We start from the raw sequence: 16,024 nt of genomic DNA, 5'->3' as shown, positions 1-16,024 counted from the left end.
AGGGCTATTCACCAGAATGGATGTTGATTGGCCCTTACAGCGCCCATGATTGGACAGTTCGGAATATTGGCAATAAGCCTCCCAGGGTGCTGACATTCAACGTGAAGATACCTAATGGAGGAGTTCTTTCTGACTACCCCAATCTCTACGAATCGGTTAAACGCATCGCGTACGGCGTCCGCACTGGCCCCCTCGCCGAAGTCGAAAGTGCAGATGTTCAAGCAACAATCGTAAGCAACCTGACCACACTCGCGTGTTGGATGATAAGCCGCGGCATAAAGCGTTTCTCCGATCTCACTAAGGCTGACCGCGAGGAATACGCCTGTGCTGCGGTCTATGGTGTCCACAACGTCTTAAATACTGAATCGATTTTGGAACGACACCTTGAGAATCTAATTGCAGAAGCAAACTTTCATGCTGATGACGATCTTGAAACGCGTCGGTGGAAAGCAATGCGTGTTTTCCCCGTACGAAAAAAAGCAAACCAAAGTATCAACTCTGCAGTTCTCGACAGGATGGCTATTCTCAGCGATGCAGGGCTCGGCACATTTGCAGCAAACGGCCGGTCTGGTGTCCTGATAACGCTTTTAGACGAAACCGAAGCACTGTGCATGCTATACCAGCCAGGCTTCATAAAAGCAAGAACAAAGAAATCGCAGAGCAAAGAAGTGAATAATAACCCGGAACCCGAATTTTTAGGGCAGGGAAACGCGAATAACAGCGTCGATTCAGTCATCATCGATCGGGACACTTCCAGCAACCAATACATTGACCAAGCCGGAGCAACTAAAACGGACAATCGGAGAGTACCACGTCAGGGTAAGGCCAATACCTTAAGTGAAATAAAGCAACCGGATCAAACAGAGGCGGCGCTAGCGCAATCGAAGGACGATTATGACGACAAGCCCGTATCCGAAGAACACCTCCGTCGATTTCTCATGTCGTTCCAATACCTTTACGATCACCGACGGTATCTGGAAGATGCATTAACTAGCGCTCCGTTCTTTTCGACATCTGCGCGAGCCGAAGCACAGAAACTCGGCCGGGAAGTCGGTCGTACCGGAACTATTCCAGTCGCGCAAGCAACATGTCTTATTGAGCGCTCTGTACGGTGGGTTCTCGACTATGCTCCGACCCTGCTAGCGTTATACAGCCACGCTGAGATCGTATATGAGGCGGACCCGGGTCGCGCCGCCGTTAAATATGCTGAGCATCTAGACTCGTTTCGAACTTGGCCGACGGGTCCCGCCAGTCCGTTTCCTATAGTACCGACTCGGATTAGCGACACCGGAGAATCCTCGAACGAACAATCCCGTGCCGAATCGCTGCGTGATGGGATGAGTCTCCACTCTGCCATTCTATTTTTAATGACTGCCTGCGCCGTGGTTATCGCTGCCTTTAGTGCCAGGCGCGCCTCGGAGATTATAGGTCTCAAAGCAGGTTGTGTTCATATTGATGACTCTGGTCAACCTTGGCTTGAATGCTTCATCCATAAGACTTTGAAGACCGAATCACGCATTCCAGTTCCAGAGGTAGTGGTGGCCGCGGTAAACGTTCTTGAAAAATTGAGCGAGCGAGCCAGGCGGCTCACTGATGAACCCTATGTCTTCCAGTACAATGTCCCAGGATCTGATAGAACCTACGGAATAAGCGAGATGAATTTTCCGGTTTTTCGCCTAGCCGAAAATTTGCGCAAATTTGGATATTTCGTAGACGTTCCTCGACTGGAAGATGGCACACCATGGACGTTCAAGCCGCATCAGTTCCGGCGATTCTTCGCGATTCTTTATATCTGGATTTACGATAAGGGCGATTGGGGCGCATTGCAGTATCATCTGAGACACTTCACCAGTGAAATGACCCGTCGCTACGCCTCGGAGAACGAAATCGGGCAAATCATCGCTCAAGTCGACAAGGAGCACACCGCAAACATTCTTGCCAGCGCGGCCCTAGGATTGACTTATATCGGCGGTTCGGAAGGCACGCGATTAAAACAAGTTGCGCAACGACTTCATGCTCAGATGGCAAAACATACAGATGTTGTTTCGCCTCGCAAGTACAAGCAGAAACTTGAGCGACTAGTCGAGCGTACGGGCGTCTCATTGACAGGATTCCCTTGGGGATACTGTGTGCTTCGAAAGGCACACAAGAAGCGTCCCTGTAACTGCACGAGTTCCTCGGAACCGGATCACGGTCAAGCCAGCGAAATTACCTGCACCGGCTGCGCGTTTAGCATGGTAACGCCATCTGCGCAGAGCTCCTTGATTAACGCCATCAAGTTTCATCAAGAGACTGCCGAATCTGAAGACTCTCCGGCAATCCTCCGCGAAGCCAGCCGGGCGATTCATCAGAAGCTTATTGCTGCCTTGGCGGAAACGCAATGCCCTTTACCACAGGGAGACCCTGATGACTAATATGAACGATGCCGGTACACCGCGAGCAAATAAACCAGCTATTGCGTTGAAGCGGCGGAACGACGCAATCAAGAAGTATGTTTTCAAGCTTAAGAAATTAGAGGAACTACTGGAGACCAATGCTATTGAGTCGATTCCAAAGAATATGCGCCCCGCGACGTTTGTCGCATGGATAGACGAGACACTTGGCATCGAAAGGTTTTCCAGAAACGCCCTCTACGAAACAGATGTGGAATACACTGCACTTCACGAGAAAATGGAACATCTTCTCGAACGATTGGCAAAGAAAAGGCAAAGTAAATCTAAAAAAGAAAGCGAGATCAGCAATTTGCGTGAACAACTCAAAACGGCAGAAAGGAGGATTCAATCCTATGTGGATGATTATACTGCCGCGAGAGCTGAGCTACAGGAGAAGGATAAGGAAATAGCTCGTCTTCTGCTTCAACTTAATAGGATGAAGGACTACGACCAAAAGGTGACACCACTCCGGTCCGTTCGACGTTCACACGACGATAGCGATCGACATTAACTATGGAATGTCATCTCGAATACACTAGCGATCGGTTTGTCTATGCTGACAGACCCTATCCTGGCATACCCCTGCTCGTGGACTCTCTGTTTCATTTCGTGGCGCCGGTGTGTGACTACTTACGTAACCTCGTTATACACGAACAACTTGAGACCAGCTCAGTCAAGACCTACGCCCAATATATTCAGCTTTTCTGGAACTACTTGGAAGGAGAAGGAGCGAACTACGCTGAGGTAACAGATAAGCAACTTCTTACATGGTTGAACCAACAGAGAAATCGCGATAATAAAATTTATGTGGCCACAGCTCGATGCGACGCAATTTTCGACATGTACTGTTGGCTTGAAGTAAACGGGTATGTAAAAGACATCGTACGCATACCCGGACATAACGATGGGCAAAATTTCGAGCCGCTGCTATCCAGTAAGCGTGCTCGTCCTGGCAAATTTCGTCCTTCACGATTTGGGGTGGTTTCAGGTGTGCGTCCGAGGGCGAATGACGCCAATAGTGTTCAGCCTACTCCCACCAATGAAGACCTGACAAAATTGTATATTGCAGCCGATAATCCGAAGAACCCAAGCCTGACGGACCGCAACCATCTGCTTATCGATTGGTATGGCCAAACGGGCGTTCGTCGGATCGAGGCGCAGAATTTGACTGTCGATCAAATTCCAGAGTGGTCTGTAATTGATGATCTACGCCGAGACGGGTATATCTGCGAATTGCGTATCGTTAAGACCAAGGGTGGTAGGCCAAGACATATAGGCGTGCTACCAAGCTTACTGGAACGAACTCGGGAGTGGATAGAGGGCCCACGAGCAGATATCGTCGAGCGATTCAGGAGAAAAATCTCGACCTATAAGGAGCCAAAAGAAATTTTTATTTCGGCAAAGACCGGTGCAGCCTTGACGTTGACAACCATGAGCAACCTATTTACTGCATTTTTCGGAAAAGCTAAAGTCGAGGGACATGGGCATCGGATTCGCGCTCACTACCTCACCAATCTCCTCCACTCCGAAATAGACGCTGCGACAGCTCTTTTGATTTCAAACGGCGGAACGTTTAAAGATATTGATTGGGAACTTATTATAAGAAAAGTCGCAGAACGTGCGGGACATCGGAACGTGGATAGTATAAGAGACTACGTCACCATCCTAAAGAAAAGATATCAAAGACTTTCCGGACATGACGATTTGGTAACGATCGATCAGATGCTGAAGGCAAAGAAGCAAGAACTCGCATTGGTTGAACACCGGATTTCGAAAGGGAAAACAGAACTTGAGGCGCTAACAAAATTGGGGGCAAAAACTGATAGTAGTACGAGATAAATCATACAACGAATAAGGCGAAGCCCGGCGTTTTTATTCCGTCCCTCCCCATGCTTCTGAGACTCAGGAAATCTAAAAATGGCAGTGGATTACGGTTAGCAACGAGTCGCTCCCAGATGATCATCGCCCGGAAGCCATAAGGTCTACCTCGACACAATCGCGGTCGGAGGCAGGATCCTTTCAGCAGACACTTGGAACTGACGTCGTCCTTGAGGGGTAAAGTCGTCAATGTTTGCCGAGGTGATCGACAGCCTTCCCCCGGTTCACACCTCCTTGAACTCCTCGACGTTGGGCGCCGCCGACGGTCCGGGACGGTGTCCACTCAAGGTCGCTTGACGCTACTTGCTACGCTTAGGCAAATCTGTTGGGATGGGGGATAGCGCATCTTCGGTACAAAGAATACGGTCTTTGATAATAGGAGATTATCAAAGACCGTGGATCGGATTCCGGCTCTCCATAAGGGACAGTGTCTGAACGCCATTCGAGGCCAACCTAACTTGTCTCGAAGTCGATGCCGGCCGCAAGCCAGAGGCAAAATCGCGGATTGCTGCTGTCATGAGAACGGCGCAGAACATACAGCGCAAGCTAGGGACAGGAAACTAGACTCTGCGGGACGAGCTGCGAAAACGTGAGCTGCACCTCGTCATTGGCGGGATCGTTTTGGCGAAAGAAGCCGGCGTCGGATTGCACGAACGCTAAAGCGCTCCAATCGCCTGCTTCAACTCTCGCAGCCGCTCCTGGTTGACGCAGTAGCAGACCCGCTGCACATCCGACGACCCCTCGATCAGTCCTGCTTCCTTCAGGATCGAGACATGCTGCGAAATCGTCGACGGCGCCAGCGGCAAGACATCCGTTAGCTTCCCGAAGTAGCACTCGCCATAATCGATCAGGTGACGGAGCAGCTGGATACGTGCAGGATGCGCGAGTGCCTTGCACATGCGTGCCAGGTCATCGGCATCGATTTCCGTATCACGCATGCGAGGCGTAGTTGGAGGACAGCAGGATTTGGACATAGGTTTGTTCGTTGTTTGGCGAACGCAGAATAGGCCTCAGGAGACACTCTTGTCAAAAGCTTTGACGTACTGCCGCGATGGTTCAGCGGCGACCGCTCGAAGGTAGAAGGCAAGCGAAGCGACAGACATGGCGAGCAGCACGAACAGCAATACCAAAGGACCTCTGTCGTATCGCAGGATTGCTGCCGCTGCCAGCGGCCCGGCCGCCTTCGAAAGGAGCGACGGGCCTGCCATCGCACCGGAGATTGCGCCATAGTTTTCGCGGCCGAACAGCGCCTGAGGGACCGAACCACGCACGATAGTCAAGATGCCGTTACTCAACCCGTAAAGCACGCAGAAAGAAGCCGCCGCCCAAGCCTGCGAACCAAATAGTACAAGGACGAGCAAGGCTGCCGGGAGCATCGAGAACGTCAGCTTGCCGACCGTTTGCGGCGGCGTATTCCGCCCGAGCGTCATCTCTCCAATACGCCCCGCAACCTGCATTGGGCCGATCAACGTGGCCAGCATGACCGCCAGCGTCGCGGATGCGCCCAAGTGCCCGAGCAACGGGATCAGGTGGACCGACATCGCCGAGAAAATGAATGCATTGGCCGAGAATGCCAGTGCCAGCATCCAGAACGCCTGGTGCCGCAAAGCTTCCGCCAGGGTGTGGCTCCGGGGCGCACCGGCTGGATCCCTCAACTTGCTGCCGGCCGGATCGGTGCCTAGCCAGAGATGTAGCGGCACACAGATCAGAAGCTGTATGAGCCCGTACAAAAGGTAGGTGTCGCGCCAGCCTAGCATCGTATGCAATTTGGCGGTCAATGGCCAGAACACCGTGCTGGCAAAACCGCCGAACAGCGTCAAGGTCGAAATCGCTTTTCTGGAGCCAATCTCGAGCTTGCGGTTGATGGTTGCGAAAGCGGCCTCGTACAGCGTGAGTGCCATCGCAACGCCAATGAGCGTCCAGGCAAAATAATAGGATGCGACGCTGGTGCAGCGGCTGAGCCAAACCAGCCCAAGAGTACATAGCAACGAACCTGTCGCCATCACGTAGCGCCCGCCGTAGCGGTCCAGCAGGATGCCCGTTGGCGTAGAAGCCAATCCTGCAACGAGCAAGGCCCATGAAAAGGCGCCGAACACCAGTTCCGGCGCGAGCGCCAGATCACGCTCGATATCGGGGGCCACGATGGTGAAGGCATAGTAAAGCGATCCCCAGGACAGGATCTGGGTGACGGCGAGGATGCCAATGGTCTTCGATGGCCGTTGCACGCGAGGCTCCAGGTTGGCACCGCCGGCTCGCGCCGACGGCAGTTCATTCAATCAGGCGCAGCAGCTGGTCTTGGCCGGCGCACTGCAGCCGCAAGCGCCGAACGGAGACGGTGCTGGAACGCAGCAGCTCGCAGCCTGGGCCGCCGGGACTCCGCAACAGGAAACCACCGGCTCGGATGCAGCATCGTCGTAAGCCAGCCGAGTATTGCACACGCCCGTTTTCGGCAGGTCGAGCTGCACGTCGTCGGCCGCAGCCATATCGCCCACAAGAGCTGCGACCACTGAGCGCACCTGCTCGTACCCTGTCGCCATCAAGAAATTAGGTGCGCGGCCATAGCTCTTTGCGCCCACGGCGTAGTAGCCGGCTTCAGGGTGGGCCAGCTCGTTATGTCCGTGCGGACGGACGGTGCCGCAGCTGTGCTCGTTCGGATCGATCAGGGGCGCCAGCGCGTCGGTGCTCTCGAGCCACGGGTCATGGCGCACGCGCAGTTCGCGCGTCAGCGCAAGGTCGGGCCGCGCCCCGGCCGCGCAAATAATACGGTCGATCCCGTCGATCACCGGCGTGGCGCCGCTGATCGGCTCTCCGGTCACGCGGATCCGGCCGTCGACTTCTTCCAGTTGCTCGATCCGGAAGTTCTGGCGCAATTCCAGTCCACCAGAGTCACGCAGGGCCTTCAGGCGTATTCCGAGCTGGCCGCGTGCCTGCAGGCCATCGGCTTCGCCGCCGCCGAACACCCGGGTCAGGTTGCTGCCGCGGGTTGCCCAGACGATGCTGGTCTTCGGATATGCCTCGGCTAGTTGCGCGAGCGCGAGCAGGCTTCCGGCTGCGGAGTGCCCTGCTCCCACGACCAGCACTCGCCGGCCCGCAAAGCGTTCACGCGCGCTTCCAAGGACATCAGGCATGCCATAGTCGATGCGCGCCGCCAGTACCACTTCGCCAAGCGCAGGGATGCCATCGGCACCCAACGGATTCTGATGCGACCAGGTGCCGGTAGCGTCAATCACGTCACTGGCCAGGTACTGCCGAGTCCCTTCCGCCGTTTCGGTGCGGATCAGGAAGGGTGCGGCCTCGCGGCCCATGGTCTTTACCTTGTCGAAACCGACGCGCGTGATGGCAATGACCCGCTGCCCGAGCAGCAGGTTGGCCGCAATTGCAGGCGTCGCTGCGAGCGGAGTAAGGTAAGCGTCGAGTAGTTCGCCCGCGGTCGGCAGCCCGTCGTCCGGCGGCGAAGTCCAACCGTGCTGCTGCAGGAGGCGGCGGGCCGCCTTGTCGACGTTGTATTGCCAGGGCGAGAACAGGCGCACGTGGCGGTAGGTGGCCAGGTTGGCGCCTACCTTGGGGCCAGCTTCGAGAATGAGCGGCGTTAGGCCCCGCTCGATCAGGTGCGCAGCCGCCGCAAGGCCTACAGGCCCAGCTCCAAGCACCGCCACCGGCAGTTTTTTGTTGCTATTCATTCTTGCTCTCCTCGTCTAGTCAGGCAAAGTTCTGTTGGTCCGCAGCCAAACCTCGGCATTTCCTATTTCGTCGAATTACGAATGCATGGGCGCAGCGATAGACCCGGACGCGCGCCTGAACCGGTTATTCGTTAATCGACGAATATAGAATATCGTCGTTGTCATCAAACGGTCAAGATGTTTCGATATATTTGGAAGTGTCGTATCAACCAACCGAACAGGTCGAGACCGCCATGACTGACAACAGGATTTTCAACGTACTATTTCTTTGCACCGGCAACTCCTCGCGCAGCATTATTGCCGAGGCCATCCTCAACGCCACCAGCGCTGGCCGGTTTCGCGCCTACAGCGCAGGAAGCCATCCAGGCAGCTCGGTGCATCCCTTTGCGATCGAACAGATCGAACGGCTCGGCTTCCCCGTCCAGGGCCTGCGCAGCAAAAGCTGGGATGAGTACGCAGTTGCCGATGCTCCGCACATGGACTTCGTGATCACGGTATGCGACAAGGCCGCTGGCGAGGCGTGTCCCCGCTGGCCAGGGCACCCGATCACGGCGCATTGGAGCTTCGAAGATCCAGCAGCATTCGTGGGCAGCGACCGGGAGCATCGCCAGGTCTTTGCCCGCACATGCCGCGAGATCAAGAATCGCCTCGACATCTTTTCCATGCTTCCGTTTGCGACGCTGTCGCGCCTGGCTATCCAAAAGGAACTGGCCGCCATCGGCCGTTCGGACGTGCCGCTCCTGTGAGGGCTTGCCGCACAGGCGTCACTTCCACTATACTGGAACTATCGAATATTTGGACGAGATCATGGACACGAAACCCGCACTTGCCGCGCTTGCCGCCCTCGCCCAGGAATCAAGGCTGGCAACCTTTCGCTTGCTCGTGCAGGCTGGCCCTGCAGGACTTTCCGCAACCAAGATTGCCGAGGCACTCGGCACGCCTCCCTCATCGCTGTCCTTTCATCTGAAAGAACTTACCCACGCCAACCTGGTGATTCCGCGCCAGGAAGGCCGTTTCATCATTTACGCAGCGAACTTCGACACGATGAATCAGCTGCTGGGCTTCCTGACCGAGAACTGCTGTGGCGGCAATCCTTGTTCGCCAACGAATGGCTCGGGATGTGAGCCCATCGCTTCCAGCCAAACAAGCTAATTTCTGCGCTTATTTCCTCTCAACCTAAGGTCTACCGTGAACGTACTTTTTCTTTGCACCGGCAATTCGTGCCGCTCGCTCATCAGTGAAGCCGTCTTCAATCATCTGGCTCCAACTGGCTGGCACGCCATCAGCGCAGGCAGCCAACCGACCGGCAAGTTGAACGACAAGGCGCTCGCCCTGCTCGCCAGCAAAGGCATTTCCACCGAGGGCTACTACAGCAAGTCCTGGGACAATTTGCCCGTCACCCCTGACCTCGTGGTAACGGTGTGTGCCAGCGCTGCCGGTGAAACCTGCCCGGCCTACCTCGGTCCGGTGCTTCGTACGCATTGGGGTGTCGAAGACCCAAGCCACGTCGTCGGTACCGAAGAGGAAATCGACGCCGCCTTCGAAAAGGCCTACGCCATCCTCCGCGCACGTATCGAAGCCTTCCTCGCCCTGCCGCTCGAGAAGTTGAAATCCGACCGCGCGAAGTTCAAGACCGAACTCGACCGCATCGGCCATATCGGCGCCTGAACGCCACCTTCCGTTACGTCAGCCGGGCCATTGCCCGGCTTGTCCATGTGCCCGTAGCTCCCTGAAAGACTTCCGTGCTGATCGCATTTCTCATCTTCCTGATAACCCTCACCTTCGTCATCTGGCAGCCTCGCGGCCTCGGTATCGGCTGGAGCGCCGCCGCGGGCGCCGCCGTGGCCTTGCTCGCGGGCGTCATCCACGTCAGTGACATTCCCACCGTCTGGCATATCGTCTGGAATGCCACCGGTGCGTTCGTGGCCGTCATCATCATCAGCCTCCTGCTCGACAAGGCCGGCTTCTTCGAGTGGGCTGCGTTGCACGTGGCGCGTTGGGGCGGCGGCAGCGGCCGGCGCCTGTTTGTGCTTCTTGTCTTGCTGGGTGCGGCCGTGGCCGCGCTGTTCGCCAACGATGGCGCGGCGCTGATCCTGACGCCCATCGTCATCGCCATGCTGGTCGCCTTGCGATTTTCGCCGAAAGCCACGCTGGCCTTCGTAATGGCGGCCGGTTTCATCGCCGACACTGCCAGCCTGCCGCTGGTCGTGTCGAACCTCGTGAATATCGTCTCGGCCGACTATTTCAATATCGGCTTTGCGCGCTACGCCGCAGTGATGGTGCCGGTGAACCTGGTGTCGGTGGCCGCGACGCTTGCCGCGCTGGTCTGGTTTTTCCGCAAGGACATCCCGGCCAACTACGACGTGACACAACTGAAACGCCCCGAGGAGGCCATCCATGACCGCGCCACCTTCGTCACCGGCTGGTGGGTGCTGGGCATGCTGCTGGTCGGCTTCTTCTGGCTCGACGCTGCCGGCATCCCGATCAGTGCCGTGGCCGCGGTTGGCGCAGTGCTGCTGCTGGCTGTCGCTGCGCGCGGGCACCGGATCTCGACCCGCGAGGTGCTGCGCGGCGCCCCATGGCAGGTGGTCGTATTCTCGCTGGGGATGTACCTGGTGGTCTATGGCCTGCGCAATGCCGGGTTGACGGACTACCTCACTGCCCTGCTCAACCGGTGCGCCGAGCATGGCGTGTGGGGCGCAGCGCTCGGCACCGGCTTCATCACTGCCATCCTGTCGTCGATCATGAATAATATGCCGACCGTACTCGTGGGCGCGCTGGCAATCGACGCCACCACGGCACAGGGTGTTGTGCGCGAAGCGATGGTGTACGCGAACGTGATTGGTGCTGACCTCGGCCCGAAGATCACGCCGATTGGCAGCCTCGCCACGCTGTTGTGGCTGCACGTGCTTTCGGCGAAGAATATCCAGATCTCTTGGGGCTACTACTTCCGGATCGGTATTCTCCTGACCCTGCCGATCCTGCTGGTGACCCTGAGCGCGCTTGCCCTGCGCTTGAGCTGAGAAAGGACCGAACATGAACAAGGCACTGGACGTCACGATCTATCACAACCCCGATTGCGGCACCTCCCGCAACACGCTGGGCCTCATCCGGAATGCCGGCATCGAGCCGACCGTGATCGAATACCTTAAGAACCCGCCCGACCGCGCAACACTGGTCAACCTGATTCAGCGCGCAGGCCTGCAGGTTCGCGGCGCCGTACGCGAGAAAGGCACGCCATTCCTGGAGCTCGGCCTGGATGGGGAGAATAGGGAAAACGGAAAAAATCGGGCGCTAAGCCCTGTTACCGATTCTTGAAGTCCGCAGCGGCCGATATTTTTCTCATCAACCTTCTTGCTCTTCCTTCAAATGTAATATCCGGTCCCGTAGATGTGCTCCCAGGCCAACGAGGACACGAAACTGCAGCATACTGGCGTCGGGGAGCTGCCAGGACCGCGCGCAACCTGTGTCGCCCGCTCCAGAAACACCGCATGCAAAGAACGATGGCGCCCGTCACCAGGTTTAAGCCGCGGTCGCACATATCACCTAAGCGATGAATCAAGACCGCTCTGGCAAGCGCATTGCGCGACTGCTTGCCAAGCGTATCAGACTGTAACTTTCTGCAATACCACCAAGTTTCTCGTATTAAAAAATACAGATCCTCGATTTCTAACGGTAGCCGCTAATCGGGCAGTGCTTCAAACGATGCCGAGCATTTTTATCAGGAAAAAACTGATGACTGCCAACGCCAGCAGCGACAACACGACAACTGCGGCGACCCGGCAACCGGCCCGCATGACTGAGCGCGCATCGACGCCGAGTCCGAGTGCGGCCATCGACATAATGGTGAGGAAATTCGCCGTCACGTGCATCGGCGCAATTGCCGCCTCTGGAATGGCGCCGAACGAGCGCAAGGTCAGCAGTAGCAAAAAGCCGACGATGAACCACGGGACCATATGCGACAGCGCAGGACGACGACCACCTTCGCGCCGACCAATCAGCGACAGTACCAGCACGACTGGGCCCAGCATCAGCACCCGCACCAGTTTCACCAGGGTGCCGATGTGGACGCTGCTAAGCGATATCGATGAGGTCGCGGCCAGCACCTGGGGCACCGCGTAGACGGTCAGCCCGGCAAAGACACCGAACTGCGTTGGTGAAAACGACAACAGTGACACCATTAGCGGCAGCACCAGCACCACGACAACGCCAAGCACGGCAGTGAAGGCGATCGCCGCAGCGACGTCCTTTCCATCCGCATCGATAACCGGGGCCACCGCGGCAATGGCAGAGTTACCGCAAATCGAATTGCCGCAGGCAATCAAGATGGCCATCTTGCGCGGCAGACCAAAAGCACGGCCAAGGGCAAAGCTGAGCGCAATCGCGATGGCGACCACTGCCGCGATGCCGCTCATCAGACCGATGCCGTTTTCGAGCAGCGCACCGGCGCTGACCGAAGCGCCCAGCAGCACGACCGCGATTTCCAGCAATAATTTCGCACCGACTTGGATGCCGTCTTCGAAGCGAGTATCGAGCCGATGCACCGTCCGCACGGCGGTGCCTAGAAGAATGGCCAGCACCAGGCTTTCGAGCCATGCGTGGCCAAATAAAGCGCTTTCGATGTTTTCCATTGCGTAAGCTATCGCAGTAACCACAGCGCAAAGTGCCAAGCCTGGCAGCGCGTTGCGAACGAGTTTTAGTGGTTGCTTGACCATTTGCCGCTCCTGATTCTCGAACTCAATAGAACGATTATCAAGTCGACAGATTGTTATGTCCATCTTACAATATCGAATATATCGTTCAATAGAATTGAACAATCAGATGACACTAGAACAATTGCGGATTTTTGTTGAAGTCGCCGAGCGACAGCATTTGACCCAGGCCGCCGCAGTGTTGGCGCTCACCCCTTCAGCGGTAAGTGCTTCGATCAAGGTGCTGGAAGAACGCTATGGTACTGCCCTATTCAATCGCGTCGGCCGCGGCATCGAGATCAGCGAAGCGGGCCGTATTTTCCTGATAGAAGCACGCCGCACGATCGCCAGCGCGCGCGCCGCCGAACTGACATTGGCCGAGCTGGGTGGAATGAAACGTGGCACGCTGACCATTCATGCGAGTCAGACTATCGCCAGCTATTGGCTACCCGAGTACCTCGTGCAATTTCGCCAAGCGCATCCGGCGATCGCACTGAGCGTGACCATCGATAACACCCATAATGTCGCCCAAGCAGTGCTTCAGGGGGGCGCCGACCTTGGCTTTGTCGAGGGCGCCATCGACGAGCCGACACTATCGGTCGATGCCATCGCATCCGACCAGATCGTCGCTGTAGTCGCAGCGCACCATCCATGGGCTTCAGGGAGGAGGCTGCTGCACGCGGATCTTCTTGAGGCACAGTGGATCTTGCGCGAAAAGGGGTCCGGCACGCGCTCGGCGCTCGAGTGCGCACTTCAGGCGATGCATGTCGACTTCGATGCACTCGATATCGCACTCACATTGCCGTCCAACGAAGCGGTCCGCTCCGCTGTGATGGCCGGCAAGTTCGCCACCGCCATGTCGGAACTGGTAGTAGCCTCGCATCTGCGGGCAGGTTTGCTGGCGAAAGCAAACATCGACTTGCCGGAGCGCGCGTTCTACATGTTGCGCCATCCCGAACGGTACAAGACAAAGGCATCTCTGGCGCTGGAAGCGATGATCCGCCTCTCCCAAATAGCGCGCGACGAAACGCCTGCGAAAATTAATTTGAAATAGATGGAATAAATCATCCGCAGATCCGTTCACCTCGATAACACCGGTTTTTTCCGTCCGACTGACCCAACCAGGGAGAATTTCATGAAACAAGCGATCTTCGCCGTCATCCTCGCTATTGCTTCGATCGGCAGCGCTGTCGCCAGCCCGATGAGCGATGCCGCGCAGATTCACTTTAGCGCCATTGGCGCCGGTGACACGTCCGTCATCATGCGTGGCTATGCCGACAACGCCCAGCTGACATGGGTCGGCGGGCCGCTTGACGGCATGTACGCCGGTTCCGATGCCATTCGCGCCACCTGGGAAAAGTTCGGCAAGGCTGTCGGGCCGGCGCGCGTGACTGTGCTTGCTCTGGAGGAATCGGCGAACCCAAAGGGTGCGACGATCGTCGCCAAGGTGCAGTTCGAAGGCAAGGCACAGGTCAATGTGCGCTATGTGCTGACCTACCGCGATGGCAAGCTGGTCAACGAAACCTGGCAGATCGATCCGAAACTGACCGCAGCAGCTTATTGATTAATCGACCGATACTCCAGTGACATCCATGCCCAATTCGCGCGACCAGCTGCTGGCCTGCATTCCCCGTCTGCGCCGCTATGCGCGGGCATTGGTCGGCGATCGGGCCGGCGCCGACGACCTGGTGCAGGACACGGTCGAGCGCGGATGGGGGAGACTGGCGTCATGGGAGGGTGGTAGCGATATGCGCGCATGGTTGTTCAGCATCATGCACAACCTGCGTATCGACCAGGCGCGGCGGCCTTCAGTGCCGACGGAAGCGCTCAACGAGGAGACATCGATGGCACTAGCACCTGGCAGTCCTTCAAGCGGACTCGAACTGCGCGACATGGAAACGGCCTTGCGTGCGCTGCCAGAGGAACAGCGTGAAATCCTGCTGCTGGTGGCCTTGGAAGAAATGAGTTACGACGACGTCGCGCAAACGCTCAAGATTCCCATCGGTACGGTCATGTCGCGCCTGTCGCGCGCGCGTGAAAAAATGCGCGCGAATATGGAAGGGAGAGCGTACATCGCACCCTTGAAGGTGGTCAAATGAATACCCTACCCATCACGGAAGCCGACTTGCACGCCTTCGTCGACGGCAAGCTGCCTGCCGCGCGCCGACTCGAGGTCGACGCCTATCTGGCGCAGCGCCCGGAAGAGGCGGAGCGACTGCGCGCCTATACAGCGCAAAACGATGAACTGCGCGCGCTTTTCAATCCCGTGCTCGACGAAGCGGTGCCGGAGCGCTTAAGCGCAGCGCGACCGCGCCAGTGGCAATGGCAGCGGCTGGTAGCCGGTCTTGCCATCGCCCTGTTCAGCGGCACGACAGGGTGGCTGCTGCATGGCCAGCAGGCAGGCGAGATTCAGTACGCCCAAGGTGATTCCATGCAGGCCAGGCCGGCGCTGTACGTTGCCGGCTTGGCCCATCAGGCCGCAATCGCCCACGTTGTCTATAGCCCGGATGTCAAGCGGCCGGTGGAAATCGGGGCTGACCAGGAAGAGCAGCTAGTGGCATGGCTGTCCAAACGCCTCGGCACGGCAATTCGGCCACCCCGGCTGGGCAAACTCGGCTACGAGCTGATCGGTGGTCGCCTGCTCCCTGGCGCCCAAGGCGCGGTGGCGCAGTTCATGTACCACGACGCGACCGGGCAGCGCCTCACCTTGTACGTGTCGACCGACCAGGCGCACAACAAGGACACAGGTTTTCGCTTCGCCCAGGAGGGACCGGTGAATGTGTTTTATTGGATCGACGGCAAATTCGGCTATGCGCTGTCGGCTGGAATTAACAAGGCCGAACTGGCGCGCGTTGCCACCGCCGTGTACGACCAACTGGAGAAACCGTCATGACCTTAATGAACCGTCCCTTGTACCTTCGACGCTTGGCCACGTTCGCCGTTGCCGCCCTGATTGGCGCTAGTGCTCTCGGACAGGCCATGGCCCACCATCATGGCCAGTCGCCAGCGGCAAAGCCCCCCGTATTTATCGCCAGCACGGCCAAGCCGTTTGCCGCGCTGACGGACGATGCCATGGCCGTCATGGATGACGGCATGAAGCGCGCGCCAATGAATGGCGTTGCGGAACATGATTTCGTGACGATGATGATTCCGCACCACCAGGGCGCCATCGACATGGCGAAAGCGCTCCTGCTCACCACCAAGGATCCTGAATTGCGCAACGTCGCCCAAGGCATCATCACGGAACAGCAAAACGAAATCAACATTATGCAGGCCTGGTTGCAGCGCTACCAATCGGCTCAGGCAAAAGTTGCTCCCACTTCGATCACCAAGAAAGAATAAA

Annotated in this window: 16 protein-coding genes and 1 pseudogene; 13 read left to right on the top strand and 4 right to left on the bottom strand. The window is 57.2% G+C overall.

Annotated elements, in window-relative coordinates; all coding sequences use genetic code 11:
- The first annotated feature begins 20 nt into the window (after nucleotides 1-20).
- The 3 genes from BVG12_RS33765 to BVG12_RS33760 all read left to right on the top strand — a co-directional run bounded on the left by BVG12_RS33765 (nucleotide 21) and on the right by BVG12_RS33760 (nucleotide 4,271).
- Nucleotides 21-2,414, top strand: a complete 2,394-nt coding sequence (locus tag BVG12_RS33765; RefSeq protein ID WP_156895509.1) for a site-specific integrase — start codon at nucleotides 21-23, stop codon at nucleotides 2,412-2,414.
- Complete coding sequence (locus BVG12_RS02790) at nucleotides 2,407-2,943, top strand: hypothetical protein (protein WP_156895508.1); 537 nt, start codon at nucleotides 2,407-2,409, stop codon at nucleotides 2,941-2,943. Before BVG12_RS33765 ends, BVG12_RS02790 begins: the two co-directional genes overlap by 8 nt.
- Nucleotides 2,944-3,146: 203 nt before the next feature.
- Nucleotides 3,147-4,271 (top strand): site-specific integrase, encoded by a 1,125-nt coding sequence (locus BVG12_RS33760; protein WP_169926782.1) that lies wholly within the window; start codon nucleotides 3,147-3,149, stop codon nucleotides 4,269-4,271.
- Between the two features lie 695 nt (nucleotides 4,272-4,966).
- Here BVG12_RS33760 and BVG12_RS02780 read toward each other — a convergent pair.
- The 3 genes from BVG12_RS02780 to BVG12_RS02770 form a co-directional block, all read right to left on the bottom strand.
- Nucleotides 4,967-5,248: an ArsR/SmtB family transcription factor gene (locus BVG12_RS02780; RefSeq protein ID WP_083684453.1), complete on the bottom strand. Its 282-nt coding sequence runs from the start codon at nucleotides 5,246-5,248 to the stop codon at nucleotides 4,967-4,969.
- Nucleotides 5,249-5,320: 72 nt separating this feature from the next.
- Complete coding sequence (locus tag BVG12_RS02775) at nucleotides 5,321-6,535, bottom strand: MFS transporter (protein WP_075791087.1); 1,215 nt, start codon at nucleotides 6,533-6,535, stop codon at nucleotides 5,321-5,323.
- A 51-nt stretch (nucleotides 6,536-6,586) separates the two neighbouring features.
- Nucleotides 6,587-7,990, bottom strand: coding sequence for an FAD-dependent oxidoreductase (locus tag BVG12_RS02770; RefSeq protein WP_075791086.1), 1,404 nt, complete (start codon nucleotides 7,988-7,990; stop codon nucleotides 6,587-6,589).
- A 233-nt stretch (nucleotides 7,991-8,223) separates the two neighbouring features.
- Between BVG12_RS02770 and BVG12_RS02765 the strand changes: the two genes are divergently transcribed.
- From BVG12_RS02765 to BVG12_RS02745, 5 genes and pseudogenes are all read left to right on the top strand, one after another.
- On the top strand, nucleotides 8,224-8,736 hold the full coding sequence (locus tag BVG12_RS02765) for an arsenate reductase ArsC (protein WP_075796166.1): 513 nt from the start codon (nucleotides 8,224-8,226) through the stop codon (nucleotides 8,734-8,736).
- Nucleotides 8,737-8,797: 61 nt separating this feature from the next.
- Nucleotides 8,798-9,142: an ArsR/SmtB family transcription factor gene (locus BVG12_RS02760; protein ID WP_075796165.1), complete on the top strand. Its 345-nt coding sequence runs from the start codon at nucleotides 8,798-8,800 to the stop codon at nucleotides 9,140-9,142.
- A gap of 36 nt (nucleotides 9,143-9,178) precedes the next feature.
- Nucleotides 9,179-9,658: an arsenate reductase ArsC gene (locus BVG12_RS02755; protein WP_075791085.1), complete on the top strand. Its 480-nt coding sequence runs from the start codon at nucleotides 9,179-9,181 to the stop codon at nucleotides 9,656-9,658.
- 74 nt (nucleotides 9,659-9,732) lie between these two features.
- On the top strand, nucleotides 9,733-11,013 hold the full coding sequence (locus BVG12_RS02750) for an arsenic transporter (RefSeq protein WP_075791084.1): 1,281 nt from the start codon (nucleotides 9,733-9,735) through the stop codon (nucleotides 11,011-11,013).
- Nucleotides 11,014-11,038: 25 nt separating this feature from the next.
- Nucleotides 11,039-11,251: pseudogene (locus tag BVG12_RS02745) on the top strand (thioredoxin domain-containing protein); the annotation flags it as partial.
- A gap of 437 nt (nucleotides 11,252-11,688) precedes the next feature.
- Here BVG12_RS02745 and BVG12_RS02740 read toward each other — a convergent pair.
- On the bottom strand, nucleotides 11,689-12,705 hold the full coding sequence (locus BVG12_RS02740; RefSeq protein ID WP_075791083.1) for a YeiH family protein: 1,017 nt from the start codon (nucleotides 12,703-12,705) through the stop codon (nucleotides 11,689-11,691).
- 55 nt (nucleotides 12,706-12,760) lie between these two features.
- On the opposite strand from BVG12_RS02740, the gene BVG12_RS02735 reads away from it, so the two are divergent.
- The 5 genes from BVG12_RS02735 (at nucleotide 12,761) to BVG12_RS02715 (ending at nucleotide 16,023) form a co-directional block, all read left to right on the top strand.
- Entirely contained in the window at nucleotides 12,761-13,735 is a 975-nt protein-coding gene (locus BVG12_RS02735; RefSeq protein ID WP_228892619.1) for a LysR family transcriptional regulator, read from the top strand.
- An 81-nt stretch (nucleotides 13,736-13,816) separates the two neighbouring features.
- Nucleotides 13,817-14,245: a nuclear transport factor 2 family protein gene (locus tag BVG12_RS02730; RefSeq protein ID WP_075791082.1), complete on the top strand. Its 429-nt coding sequence runs from the start codon at nucleotides 13,817-13,819 to the stop codon at nucleotides 14,243-14,245.
- A gap of 28 nt (nucleotides 14,246-14,273) precedes the next feature.
- Complete coding sequence (locus BVG12_RS02725) at nucleotides 14,274-14,780, top strand: RNA polymerase sigma factor (protein ID WP_075791081.1); 507 nt, start codon at nucleotides 14,274-14,276, stop codon at nucleotides 14,778-14,780.
- The gene (locus BVG12_RS02720) at nucleotides 14,777-15,574 is read left to right on the top strand and encodes an anti-sigma factor family protein (protein ID WP_075791080.1); all 798 of its coding nucleotides are present in this window, start codon (nucleotides 14,777-14,779) and stop codon (nucleotides 15,572-15,574) included. The genes BVG12_RS02725 and BVG12_RS02720 overlap by 4 nt, the downstream gene beginning before the upstream one ends.
- Nucleotides 15,575-15,579: 5 nt before the next feature.
- The gene (locus BVG12_RS02715) at nucleotides 15,580-16,023 is read left to right on the top strand and encodes a DUF305 domain-containing protein (RefSeq protein WP_051306793.1); all 444 of its coding nucleotides are present in this window, start codon (nucleotides 15,580-15,582) and stop codon (nucleotides 16,021-16,023) included.
- Nucleotide 16,024 lies beyond the last annotated feature (1 nt).

The organism is Massilia putida, from assembly GCF_001941825.1.
Classification (GTDB): Bacteria; Pseudomonadota; Gammaproteobacteria; order Burkholderiales; family Burkholderiaceae_D; genus Telluria; species Telluria putida.
Note: the sequence above shows the minus strand (reverse complement) of the source record. Positions and strands in the feature narration are given on the sequence as shown.

Bases quoted from the DNA above. Each gene is read 5' to 3' on its own strand.
- BVG12_RS33765 (WP_156895509.1), top strand. From the start codon at position 21: ATGTTGATTGGCCCTTACAGCGCCCATGATTGGACAGTTCGGAATATT.
- BVG12_RS02790 (WP_156895508.1), top strand. From the start codon at position 2,407: ATGACTAATATGAACGATGCCGGTACACCGCGAGCAAATAAACCAGCT.
- BVG12_RS02780 (WP_083684453.1), bottom strand. From the start codon at position 5,248: ATGCGTGATACGGAAATCGATGCCGATGACCTGGCACGCATGTGCAAG.
- BVG12_RS02770 (WP_075791086.1), bottom strand. From the start codon at position 7,990: ATGAATAGCAACAAAAAACTGCCGGTGGCGGTGCTTGGAGCTGGGCCT.
- BVG12_RS02765 (WP_075796166.1), top strand. From the start codon at position 8,224: ATGACTGACAACAGGATTTTCAACGTACTATTTCTTTGCACCGGCAAC.
- BVG12_RS02760 (WP_075796165.1), top strand. From the start codon at position 8,798: ATGGACACGAAACCCGCACTTGCCGCGCTTGCCGCCCTCGCCCAGGAA.
- BVG12_RS02740 (WP_075791083.1), bottom strand. From the start codon at position 12,705: ATGGTCAAGCAACCACTAAAACTCGTTCGCAACGCGCTGCCAGGCTTG.
- BVG12_RS02735 (WP_228892619.1), top strand. From the start codon at position 12,761: ATGTCCATCTTACAATATCGAATATATCGTTCAATAGAATTGAACAAT.
- BVG12_RS02730 (WP_075791082.1), top strand. From the start codon at position 13,817: ATGAAACAAGCGATCTTCGCCGTCATCCTCGCTATTGCTTCGATCGGC.
- BVG12_RS02725 (WP_075791081.1), top strand. From the start codon at position 14,274: ATGCCCAATTCGCGCGACCAGCTGCTGGCCTGCATTCCCCGTCTGCGC.
- BVG12_RS02720 (WP_075791080.1), top strand. From the start codon at position 14,777: ATGAATACCCTACCCATCACGGAAGCCGACTTGCACGCCTTCGTCGAC.
- BVG12_RS02715 (WP_051306793.1), top strand. From the start codon at position 15,580: ATGAACCGTCCCTTGTACCTTCGACGCTTGGCCACGTTCGCCGTTGCC.